The sequence below is a fragment of the Ruegeria sp. BE3 genome (genome assembly GCF_056538865.1).
In genome coordinates, this window is record NZ_JBQFTW010000002.1 from 437,396 (window position 1) to 448,465 (window position 11,070).

The 11,070-nt window shown below is 58.2% G+C and carries 12 protein-coding genes; 3 read left to right on the plus strand and 9 right to left on the minus strand.

Annotated features, from left to right (window positions below; translation table 11 throughout):
* Position 1 precedes the first annotated feature (1 nt).
* On the minus strand, positions 2-514 hold the full coding sequence (locus tag ACR0AZ_RS09620; RefSeq protein ID WP_480667310.1) for a toxin-activating lysine-acyltransferase: 513 nt from the start codon (positions 512-514) through the stop codon (positions 2-4).
* A 191-nt stretch (positions 515-705) separates the two neighbouring features.
* Between ACR0AZ_RS09620 and ACR0AZ_RS09625 the strand changes: the two genes are divergently transcribed.
* On the plus strand, positions 706-1,113 hold the full coding sequence (locus tag ACR0AZ_RS09625; protein WP_480659396.1) for a hypothetical protein: 408 nt from the start codon (positions 706-708) through the stop codon (positions 1,111-1,113).
* Positions 1,114-1,116: 3 nt separating this feature from the next.
* Here ACR0AZ_RS09625 and hemF read toward each other — a convergent pair whose 3' ends face one another.
* Genes hemF through clpS form a run of 4 tightly spaced genes read right to left on the minus strand, consistent with a single transcriptional unit; the run spans position 1,117 to position 4,177 of the window.
* Entirely contained in the window at positions 1,117-2,001 is an 885-nt protein-coding gene (gene hemF / locus ACR0AZ_RS09630; protein WP_480667311.1) for an oxygen-dependent coproporphyrinogen oxidase, read from the minus strand.
* A 5-nt stretch (positions 2,002-2,006) separates the two neighbouring features.
* Positions 2,007-2,807 carry an SDR family NAD(P)-dependent oxidoreductase gene (locus ACR0AZ_RS09635; RefSeq protein WP_480470796.1) on the minus strand — a complete coding sequence of 267 codons (801 nt, stop codon included), beginning with the start codon at positions 2,805-2,807 and terminating at the stop codon, positions 2,007-2,009.
* Positions 2,808-2,844: 37 nt separating this feature from the next.
* The gene (locus ACR0AZ_RS09640; protein WP_480470795.1) at positions 2,845-3,807 is read right to left on the minus strand and encodes a class I SAM-dependent methyltransferase; all 963 of its coding nucleotides are present in this window, start codon (positions 3,805-3,807) and stop codon (positions 2,845-2,847) included.
* A gap of 28 nt (positions 3,808-3,835) precedes the next feature.
* Entirely contained in the window at positions 3,836-4,177 is a 342-nt protein-coding gene (gene clpS, locus ACR0AZ_RS09645; protein WP_480470794.1) for an ATP-dependent Clp protease adapter ClpS, read from the minus strand.
* Positions 4,178-4,271: 94 nt separating this feature from the next.
* Between clpS and ACR0AZ_RS09650 the strand changes: the two genes are divergently transcribed.
* Positions 4,272-4,973 carry an HAD family hydrolase gene (locus tag ACR0AZ_RS09650; RefSeq protein WP_480667312.1) on the plus strand — a complete coding sequence of 234 codons (702 nt, stop codon included), beginning with the start codon at positions 4,272-4,274 and terminating at the stop codon, positions 4,971-4,973.
* A gap of 281 nt (positions 4,974-5,254) precedes the next feature.
* Positions 5,255-6,628 (plus strand): D-alanyl-D-alanine carboxypeptidase family protein, encoded by a 1,374-nt coding sequence (locus ACR0AZ_RS09655; RefSeq protein ID WP_480667313.1) that lies wholly within the window; start codon positions 5,255-5,257, stop codon positions 6,626-6,628.
* Between the two features lie 69 nt (positions 6,629-6,697).
* Here the strand turns inward: ACR0AZ_RS09655 and ACR0AZ_RS09660 are convergent, their stop codons facing one another.
* The 4 genes from ACR0AZ_RS09660 to ACR0AZ_RS09675 all read right to left on the minus strand — a co-directional run bounded on the left by ACR0AZ_RS09660 (position 6,698) and on the right by ACR0AZ_RS09675 (position 10,591).
* Positions 6,698-7,945, minus strand: coding sequence for a hypothetical protein (locus ACR0AZ_RS09660; RefSeq protein ID WP_480470791.1), 1,248 nt, complete (start codon positions 7,943-7,945; stop codon positions 6,698-6,700).
* 130 nt (positions 7,946-8,075) lie between these two features.
* Positions 8,076-8,837 (minus strand): LamB/YcsF family protein, encoded by a 762-nt coding sequence (locus ACR0AZ_RS09665; RefSeq protein ID WP_480470790.1) that lies wholly within the window; start codon positions 8,835-8,837, stop codon positions 8,076-8,078.
* 12 nt (positions 8,838-8,849) lie between these two features.
* Positions 8,850-9,845, minus strand: a complete 996-nt coding sequence (locus ACR0AZ_RS09670) for a 5-oxoprolinase subunit C family protein (protein ID WP_480470789.1) — start codon at positions 9,843-9,845, stop codon at positions 8,850-8,852.
* Positions 9,842-10,591: a 5-oxoprolinase subunit B family protein gene (locus tag ACR0AZ_RS09675; protein WP_480470788.1), complete on the minus strand. Its 750-nt coding sequence runs from the start codon at positions 10,589-10,591 to the stop codon at positions 9,842-9,844. The genes ACR0AZ_RS09670 and ACR0AZ_RS09675 overlap by 4 nt, the downstream gene beginning before the upstream one ends.
* Positions 10,592-11,070 lie beyond the last annotated feature (479 nt).

Sequence of the window (11,070 nt, forward strand, 5' to 3'; positions counted from 1 at the left end):
CCTACCCGTTCTCTTGTTCCAGCAGACTTGCAAATTCGGTTGTACGGTAGAGCCGCATATGCACCTGGTGCTGCGCGTCGCGGGTCCATTCTACGATGCGTTTGGTCGACATATCACTGCTGAGGCGGTTGGTGCGCACGCGCGGATGGGGGATTTCACGCTTCAACATGCTAACCATCTGGCGCGTTTGCCCGAATGGCGCAACCAAATCGACGATCCAGAAGGATGGTCCGCTGGTGAAATCGGTATCGGTCAGAGGTTCTTCCCGCACCGCATAGCGATATTCGGCTTCGGGACTGAGCCCCGCAAAGGTCACGAAGCCGCGCGGGAAGCCATTTTGACGGAAGATGTGATACTGCTCCAGCCTGAGGGGTGTTTCAAAGGCGTGCAGAACCTGCGCCAAGCTACGGTTGCGGTGTGTTTTCGTCAGCGCTGCCAGATAGAACAACGCGCCGAAATCGGCATATTTTTCGGGCGAAAGATCAAACCAGTCTTTTGGGAACGGTTTCTGCACTGACCATCCTGCAAATGCGTATACACGAGATCATAGCGTGCATCATATTCAATGAAAGGATTTTCATGGCGGGCGGCAGAGATGAAACCGAAATGGACGTCTTGGTCGAGTCAATTATATTGTTCTGATGTATTTCTATTTGAATTCATGCTCTGCTGCTTCGGGCCAGGCTAGGGAAAAGGGTATTCACTATGCGTTTTCTGAAACTCACCTGCGTGATGACAATTGTTCTGATGCCAGTTGTTGCGCAAGCCGTCGGCGTTGGTTTCGGCGTCCGGCCCGCGTTTCGGACAACAGTGACACCGCTGCAGGACGGTACCTTTGAGGTCGCTGCCATCGGATCTTCAGCGCCCGTCGCCTATTGGTGCGGGATCGGAGATTATGCGATCCGCACATTGCGGACGCCGTCCAACCAACGCATCTATATCTCAAAGCCTTATGAGAGGGGCGTTCGCACCGTGCAATTCTCGCTTACGCCACCTGAAGGGGCCGAGAACGTCTCAACCTATTCCGTAACCGTAAAAACTGTGGGTGCCAGCATGACGGCTGCTTCGGCGCAGGGCTATTGCTGGGACAACTTCATAGATATGGGTTTCTAGCCGTCAGACCCATTTTGCCAGCGGCGGCAAGCTCATCAGGACTGCATCCGGGTCGTGTCCGGTCTCCAAGCCAAACTTGGTGCCCCGGTCATAGACCAGATTGTATTCAGCATAGAGCCCACGATGCACCAATTGTGTGTCCTTATCGGTGTCGTCAAAGCTCTGCACCCGGCGTTTCTGGACCAGTGGCAGAAAGGCGGGCAGGAAAGCCCGGCCTATATCTTGCGTCAGGGCAAAATCAGCCTGCCAGTCGCCGGTGCAGTAGTCATCCATGAAGATACCGCCGACGCCCCGCGCACGCTTGCGGTGCGGAATATAGAAATATTCGTCGGCCCAGTCCTTGAGGCGCGGGTAATGCCCTGGCCCGTGCGGGTCCAGGTGGGCCTTCTGGGTGGCGTGGAAATGGGCGGTGTCCTCATCGTATTCGATGCAGGGGTTCAGATCGGACCCGCCGCCGAACCACCAGGCGTGTGGGGTCCAGAACATCCGCGTGTTCATGTGGACGGCAGGCACATGCGGGTTCTGCATATGCGCCACCAGACTAATGCCCGAGGCCCAGAACCGCGGGTCGTCCTTCATACCCGGAATGCCTTTGCGCGCGGCCATGGCGTTCTGCGCACGTTCGCCTAGCGTGCCATAAACGGTTGATACATTGACGCCTACTTTTTCGAATACGCGGCCGCCGCGCATCACAGACATCAGACCTCCGCCTGCGTCCGAGCCATCGTCGGACTGGCGTTGCGTCTCTTTCACCTCGAACCGGCCCGGTTCGGCCTGCGAGAAAGGACCGGTGTCGTGGCTGTCTTCCAGCGCCTCAAACGCGGTGACGATCTCATCCCGCAACTGGCGGAACCAGGCAGAGGCGGTGGCTTTTTCAGTGTCAAACATCAGGATCAATGGGCCGGGGCTGCGACGGGGTCCAGCAGCGTGCGGCCTCCGTCAATGGTGAGGATTTGTCCGGTCATGAAGCCAGCAGCGTCCGAGGCCAGGAATTGCGCGGTTTCGACCAACTCGTTCGGGGCGGCGATCCGGGCTAGCGGCGTGTGTTTTTCGATATCGACACGGAAGTCGCGGTTTTCTTTCAGCGTGGACTGCAACGAGGCACTCATCACCGATCCAAGCGCGATCGAGTTCACCCGGATGCGGCTCGGCGCAAGCGCCACGGCCAGCGAACGCGTCATCTGATCCAAGGCGGCCGTCGAGACGGAATAGGCCATCAGGTCCGGGTGCGTGCGGCGTGCAGCAATCGAGGACAGATTGATGATCGATCCGGCGGGGTTCTCATCATCGCCATCGGCTTGTTTGATAAAGCGCTTGGCGACCAGTTGGCTCAGCCGCAACGCGGGCATCAGGTTCTGATTCAGCAAGATGCGCACCGAGTCGTCATCACTGTCCAGCGGGTCCGACGGGATCACCTGCCGTGCGCCGTTGATCAGGATATCGACCTGATCGAACGCATCCAGTGTGGCTGAAAGAAGATTGGCGATGGTCAGCTTCTCGCGCAGGTCTCCGGCGAAGTAACGGATGTTACTGTCATCGGCCTGTTCGCCCAGCTCTTCGGACAGGCGTTTTTCGTCCATATCTGCGAACATGACATTGGCTCCCGCATCGGCAAAGTGCCGTCCGATGGCCAGCCCGATGCCGTTTGCACCGCCTGTGACGATTGCGGTTTTGCCCGCGATGGAAAAGGACATGCGAATCCTCCTGAGTTCTGGCGCAGGTTAACGGGCCCTACCTGCGAGGGCGAGAGGCATGGAACACCTTGAACCGGTTGTCTCCTGCGATTTCTTCGACCTGCGCGAAGGCCTCGGTCAGTGTGGCTTCGTAAGGAAGGTGGCGATTGGCGACCATCCACAGGTTGCCATTTCGTGTCAGATTGCGCGCTGCACTGGCGATAAAGCCCTGACCCAGGGCCGGATCGGCACTGCGCGAGGTATGAAAGGGCGGGTTCATGACCACCATATCCAGCGGCTCGGGCGCAGTCCAAGTGGTGGCGTCGGCCCAATGAAACTGCGCGCGTGGGTCCGGCACATTGGAACGGGCGCAGGTGAGGGCGGTGTGATCGGCCTCAACCAGATGTAGGCTATGCAGCGTATCGTCGATCAGGTTGGCGGACAGAAAGCCCCAGCCCGCGCCCAGATCAGCGATGCGCGCACCGCGTTTCGCCGGTAGAGATTTCAGCAGCAGCGCAGAGGCAGGGTCGATACCGTCAGCGGAAAACACGCCGGGTGCTGTCTGGAAGCCGTCGACCATCTGGCCCTCGGGCGCGGCCCAGTCGGCAAACGCATCCGCATTGGACTGAAACCAGAAAATCTTGCCATGCGCCTTCGAGATCGGCCCTTCGACCGCAACGCGCTTGCGGATGTCTTTCAACAGGCTGTCCACGCCATTGGTTTTGGCCCCGTCTACCACCACCACGCCGCTGGCGCGGCTGCAGGCCTGATGGACCAACGCACGGGCCAGCGCTTTGGCGCGAGGCAGAAAGACGATGGCATCCTGACAGGGCGCATCGCTTTCGGGTGTGGCTGCAAAGCCTTGGGCGGCAAAGTGATCGTGAAAGGGTTTGAACGGCTGCACCACCTGCGTCTCATGCGCCAGATCCGTCAAATCTTGGTCGGTGGCCGGGGCCAGAACAGTCAGCGGCTGCGACAGGCTGAGCCCGCTGTTCAGGGCTAGATCGAGACGAGGGGACATGATGGGCAAACCCGGCTGCGGACGCGCGTTATTCTTCGCGTTCCATGGTGCATTGCAGAGGGTGCTGGTGCCGGCGGGCAAAGTCCATCACCTGACCCACTTTGGTCTCGGCGATCTCATGGCTGAACACGCCAACCACCGCAACACCTTTCTTGTGCACGGTCAACATGATCTCGAACGCCTGAGCGTGAGTCATGCCGAAGAACCGCTCCAGCACATGAACGACAAACTCCATCGGTGTGTAATCGTCATTCAGCAACAAAACCTTATACAGAGGCGGACGCTTGGTCTTGGGACGCGTCTGCACCAGGACCGACGTTTCGTCGCTCTCGTCATCCTTGTCGGACATGATCCACTGGTCTTGGCGCATTGCTGTAAGAGAATCCCGATTCACGCTTCGGTTTGTTTCAGGGCTTATATAACGTCACCATTGCCAGAGAAAAGAGCTACGAGTCGGAATCGCTATGCAGGACAAGCTGACCACAATCGGGTTCGATGCCGATGATACGCTCTGGCATAACGAACGGTTTTTTCAATTAACGCAGGCATACTTCGCCGAGCTGCTGGCAGATCATGCAGAACGCGATCATCTGATGGAGCGTCTGCTGGCCGCTGAAAAGCGTAATATCCGGCACTATGGCTATGGCATCAAGGGCTTCATCCTTTCGATGATCGAAACCGCGATTGAAGTGACCGAAGACCGGGTTCCGGCTGGAGTAATCCGCCAATTGATCGAAGCCGGCCAAGAGATGCTGGCCCATCCCATCGAATTGCTGCCCCATGCCCGCGAGGCCATCGAAGCGGTGGCTGAGACGCACAGGGTCCTACTGATCACGAAAGGTGACTTGATCGATCAGGAGCGCAAGCTGGCGCAATCCGGTCTGGGTGAGCTGTTTGACGGGGTTGAAATTGTGTCCGAGAAAACGGCGGCGACCTATGCGTCAATCTTTACCCAGCATGGGGATGGCCCAGAGGCGGCGATGATGGTGGGCAACTCGATGCGGTCCGATGTGGTGGCTTCGATTCAGGCCGGATGTTGGGGCGTGTATGTGCCGCATGGGCTGGTCTGGGAAATCGAGCAGGCAGAGGTGCCGGCCGCCAGCCCTCGATTCTGTGAATTGCGCGATTTGGGCGATCTTGCGGCGCTGGTTGCGCGGATTTCCTGATCTGTTGCCGTTTCGCCTCAGTTACCGGAAAATTGTATCGACGCTTTGCCCGATTTCTGGCGCAATCGCCGGTTTGGTAGATTGAGCGATGAATTCCACAAGATATGGCGCTGCGACTTCCAAGAATGTGATCGCTGCGCCCCGAGCTTTCGGTTTCTTTAAATCAGTCTCTGTGTTAGCCTGCGTGATATAAAGAAAAGAATTGCCGACCGGGAAAACCCGGCGGTGCGAGGCAGACAGAGGCAAAGATCGTGCAGATTCGGCGGACAGTTCCGGCCCGAATGGGCTTATTCCTTATAGCATTCTTGTGGCTGCTTTCTTTTGCGCCACTCCAGGGCCTTGCGGCCCCTTACGCGGCCATGGTCATTGACGCGCGCACAGGTGAGGTGCTGCATTCGCGCAATGCCGACACGCGGCTGCATCCGGCATCGCTGACCAAGATGATGACGCTGTATATCGCGTTCGAGGCGGTCCGAAACGGTGAGATCACACTGGATACTCAGGTACGCATCACCAAGGCGGCAGCGGCAGAGCCACCGTCCAAGCTGGGGCTTCGGTCGGGGCAGAAGATTGCCTTCCGCTATCTGATCCGTGCGGCAGCGGTGAAATCGGCCAACGACGCCGCGACCGCAATCGGCATCACGCTCAGCGGGTCCGAGGCAGCCTTTGCACGCCGTATGACCCGCACCGCCAAAGCGATGGGAATGAGCCGGACGACCTTCAAGAATGCCCACGGTCTGACCGAGTCGGGCCATCTGTCGACCGCGCGCGATATGACCACGCTGGGCCGTCACCTGCTGTACGACTATCCGCAATATTACAACCTGTTCTCGCGCCAATCGACAAATGCCGGGATCAAGACCGTTCCGAATACCAACCGTCGCTTGCTGGCGGCTTACAAAGGCGCTGACGGAATCAAGACCGGCTATACCCGCGCGGCTGGTTTCAATCTGGTCGCCTCGGCCAAGCGCAAGGATGAACGCATCATCGCCACTGTCTTTGGCGGCAAATCGGGTGCATCGCGTAACGCGCGTGTGGCTGAACTGTTGGATATGGGTTTCCGCCGTGCCCCCTCGCGTGCGCCAATCCGCAAGCCTGCACGCCCGGCCTATGCTGGGAATGCAGGGGTAGGGGCGGTTCAGGTTGCTGCGGCAGGTGCGCCCAAGACCAGTCTGCGCCCGGTGCTGCGTCCGGTTGCGGCCGTGCAGGTGGCAGGCTCGGTGGCCGAGACCGCCGAGAAGAACCGCACGCGGATTCAGGATGGTATTGCCGCAGCCATTGCACAGGCAGATGTTGCGCCATCTGAGGCAACAACACGCCCCGAAGCGCGTCCTGACGATGTGGTACTTGCATCTGTTGCGCCCGCGAAACAGCCGGAACCCGAACAGGAGGTTGTAACGCGCCTGTCGACCTCGGGCGGGCATCTTTGGGGTGTCAATGTGGGCCGCTATACAACCCGGTATGAGGCCGAGAAGGTTCTGTTGAAAACTGCCCTGTCGGAAATGACCACCTTGGAAGGCACGCTGCGCAAGGTGAACCAGAGTTCGCGCGGCTTTGATGCTACATTTCAGGGCATGACCCGCGAACAGGCAGATTTGGCCTGCCGCCGGTTGCAAGCACGAAATGTCACTTGTTTCATGATCGGGCCGTCATAAGACCCGGCATATTCTCTCCTGGATGGGCCTGGGCTGCGATCACTTCGCAGCCCTTTTTTTGTTGCCCCGTCAATCGAATACGTGGCCGTGCTGGTATTGTTCGTCCTGACCCGCAGCGGCTGTCAGCGCGGCCACATTATCTTTGGTAAAGAACCCGTCATAGTGATGGCAGCGTTCGATATATTCGGTAATCAGCAGCGTGTTCTTGGAGTGTTTCGAGAAAATCTGCTTCAGGTTCGGGTCGTCTTTGCACTCGCCCACCACATGGGCCAGAAACGGCACGCCTTTGTCTTTGAGTGTATTGACCACGAAGTCGACATTCTTTTCGCCCGCGCCATGATCGCCGTCCTGGATTTCGACCGCCATATGGTGCAGGCGCCGTCCGAAGTTGCGCACGAAATCCTCGGTCGGCATGGGCAGCTTGGCGAAGGAATTCACGAAGGAAGGCGTGTTATTGGCCGTGAACACCTTGGCGGGGGATTTCTTGTCGTCATCCACATTGGCGTTGCGGTTCACATTGGTCGACGAGTTCATGTCGAATATGTTGTACGCCCCCCAGAAGTAATAGGGGACCATGGTCAGAAATTCGAGGATCGCGTCCTCACGCTCGCCCGCCAGAACGCGGGTGGCGAGGTGGTCGATGCCCAGCATCAGCGGCGCGATCTTGCTGTCTGTGCCAAATGCTGCGGCCTGATCCAGCCGCGCCTGTTCTGCATCGCTCAGCAGCACCCGATCGCCCAATCCCAGACTGTCGGTGTCGTTGAAATCCAGCGTCGAGTATCCCACCCGATTGCAGGTGAAATCTGAAGGCGTAGTGAAACGGAAACCGTCCAGCGTGTAGAACGGGTTCTCGGTGTCGCCAGAATATTCGAACCGAATATTCTGATCCTCAAGCGTTCCGGTCAGCGCTTTCAGATCGGTGGCCCCGTAAATTTCGCCCACATAACGCGTTTGCGGAGTGCCGCGTGCCAGAGGGTACATGCGGTTGATGCGGGGAATGAAATCCTCGAACGCGGGGCTGAGTGGGGCCATCAGGATCAACGCTGGGTAATCGGAGTGCGAATGCATCACCGAGAACTTGTGTGTCTGACCCAGATAGCTGGCCGTGTGGCGATATGGGGTCATTACATAAAGCTCGATCAAAGTGTCGAACAACGCATCGGGTTCAACCTGAATGACAATCGCACGCATTGCGTCAACCTGATCTGCAATACCCGAGCTGGCGCGGCGCTCGTAAATTTTCGGCAGATATTCGGTGAAGAAGTCCGAGTTCTTCTTGTCGCCCCGGGGTTCATAAGACATCAGATCAAAAGACATTGGCGCACCTCCTTGTGCGGTCTCGTGCAGATTTGTGGCAGTCGGAACATACACTTGCAATTCATGCTAGGCGCTTAGGCCTGCACGGGCAACAGTCTGCACTTGGGGTTTGAACCTGACGCAAAGATGACTAAGGCATGAATTTCGTGACCTCGACACCGCCCTCGATCAGGTTCTCACGCACCGACCGCGCGATCTGAACCGCCGTCGGACCGTCGCCATGCAAGCAGATCGTATCGATTGAAGTCTCAAGCCGCTTACCGGATTCGGTTATGATCGCGCCCTCTTTTACCATGTCCAGAATACGCGGCCCCGCCAGTGCGGGGTCATGAATAACCGCCCCCGGCAGGGACCGATCCACCAGCGTGCCATCATCATTGTATGCACGGTCGGCAAAGATTTCGCCGACCCATTTGCAGCCTAGCTCACGTACGGCTTCTTCCTGTTTGGTGACCGCCAGCACCATGATGATGATGTCCGGGTCCACATCCAGTGCGCCCTGATAACAGGCCCGTGCCATATCGATATCGACCGAGCACATATTGGCCAGCGCCCCGTGCAATTTAAGATGCCGCACTTCGGTGCCGACCGCCTTGGCCATGCCAACGGCCGATCCCAACTGATAGCGCACCAGATTTCGCAAGCTTTCGTGGGGCACTTTCATGTTCCGCCGCCCGAACCCCTGCAAATCAGGAAAGCCGGGGTGCGCGCCGATGCCAACGCCGTTTTCGGCTGCCAGAGCCATGGTCTTGGCCATCACATCCGGATCTCCGGCGTGAAAACCACAAGCGATATTGGCCGAAGTGATGATCCTCAGAAGGCTCTCATCATCGCCCATGTTCCATGGGCCAAAACTTTCCCCCATATCGGCATTCAGATCGACGCTCGGCATCGCGATAACTCCCTAGTCAGTGGCGGAGATCATTCCGCTGATCAATTGGTAGGACAAAAGGTCCGGAATGTCGTGTGGATCGCGGACCAGAGGTTCAACACGACCCGGCAAGCGCGCAAGGTCAGCCTCGAAAGCGGCTTGCAGTGCTGAGGCCTGTTCCAGCGATACGAATTCGAACTGAATTTGACCGTGCGCCGGGGTTTGTGCCGCGCGGGGCAGATCACAGGGCAGGACGGTTGCGATGCGCGGATAACCTCCGGTGGTCTGGCATTCGGGCAGCAGGATAAAGGGCGCACCGGTGCCGGTCATCTGTATGTCGCCGGGGGTGATGACCTCGGACAGGATGTTCAGCTGACCTCTGGCTGCGAACCCGTCATCATCGCTGTCCAATTGCATGCCCATGCGGTTGGCCCGTGCGCCCCGTTGAAATGTCGTTTGCGTGAACCGCCCCAGTGTCTCGTCATCAAACAGCGCGGTTTGAAAGCTGGCGATCACCCGCAGGCCCCCACCAGAGAAACGATCATCCAAGCGCAGTTTCAGGCCTGTTTTGCCCGTTCCGGCTGCAGGCAGGTGATCTCCCACCTGAACGGCACGCCCGATTCTGGCGGTCAGATGGGCCGAACGAGATCCCAACATGACGTCGGCTTCAATTCCACCACCCAGATGCAGGTACCCATAACTACCTTGCAGCACCGACCCGATCACCAACCGCTGTCCGGCCTCCATCTGATGAGATGCATTCCACGCAACCGGGCTGCCATCGATGCTGGCTTGCATCGGCGCTCCGGTCAGGGCGATGGCGGTGGACGCAGTCGCTTCGAACTCACCGCCCATCCCCGCCATTTCCAGAGCGGCACAGGCAGGGTTCTGTCCCAACAAAGCTGCTCCTTCGTACAACGCCGATACATCCGCCGCACCCGAGCGCGACAGACCCTGATCCAGATATCCGGTACGTCCTTGATCTTGAATGGTGCAGGCGGGACCAATGTGATGAACGATCAGACTCATGCCGTGATCTCCTCGCAGGTTGCGCCGCCTGTCCCGTCGGTGCATGTCGCCCGGATATTTTCCAGGTCATCGCGCGAGACCGAGACGAATTGCATCTCATCACCGGGGTTGAGCGCAAAGCTTTGCTCCATGTCAGGCCGAAAGCACCTGAATGCGGTCTGTCCGACATGGCGCCATCCGGTGGGCGTGGGCCCCGAGAACAACACAAATTGCGAAATGGCCAGAACCAGCGCTCCTTCGGGCACCATTGGCGTTAACTCCTTCATACGCGGAATGTTGAACTCCGGTCCCAACGGGCCAAGATACGGCTGCCCCGGTGCAAACCCAATTGTCAGAACCCGCACGCGCGTCTCGCTGAGTCGTTTGATCGCTTCTGCCGGATCCAATCCTGCTGCCGCCGCCGCGTCTTCCAGCTGTGGCGCAAGATCGGTGCCGTAGACCGTTGGCACTTTCCAGAACCGTCGCCCGGTTGGCAGCGGCGCGTGATACCAGTCGCGACTATCCAATAGAGAGTGCAGCTGGGCTTCGATATCTTGATGCGACACCTGTGATGGGGTGAACCGAACGTAGGCAGATGCCAGCGAGGCCGAGGTTTCAAGCACACCGTCTAGCTGTAACATCTCAACAGCCCCTCGGAATGCTAAGGCAGCGCGGTTTGATGGCTCAGACATGGTTTCAGCAAATGTCACCAGCAGCCCGTCAAATCCGACGGTTCGCATCAAGGGGAATCGAGGGTCAGGTGTCATGTCACGTTCGCGGATTTATAGTTTGTGCGTTGAGGAGACCTGAGCCTATCCGCAGAGAATGCGCAAGGCCTTGCAAGGCTGGCGGGTGTCGCGCCGAACTGAACCGATTGGGGTAGCGATTCTGAACTTGAAAATGAATCGGTTTTCGCAATCGAGTCGGATCAGTCTTGTGGCGAGTTTGGAAGTTCTCACTATATATAGGGGTCGAGCAGACAGGCTCCGAACGTCGAGCGGGACGGCCAGACGCCTGAGTGGTCGATTTCGGCAAGCTTCTTCGCAACTGCGTCTCGTCAAACATTTGATATAATTGTGTAAAACATGATTTTGCAGTTTTTTGCGAGTTTCTTGAATTTTCCACTTGCGCGTTGAATGCGTAAGGCATAGAACGCCCTTCACCGGCGCTGCTGAGGTGGTTGTTGGGACGCTGGGAACGGCGGAGACGGGCCGGAGAGACGGTTGGACGCTCGGGAGAGACTGGG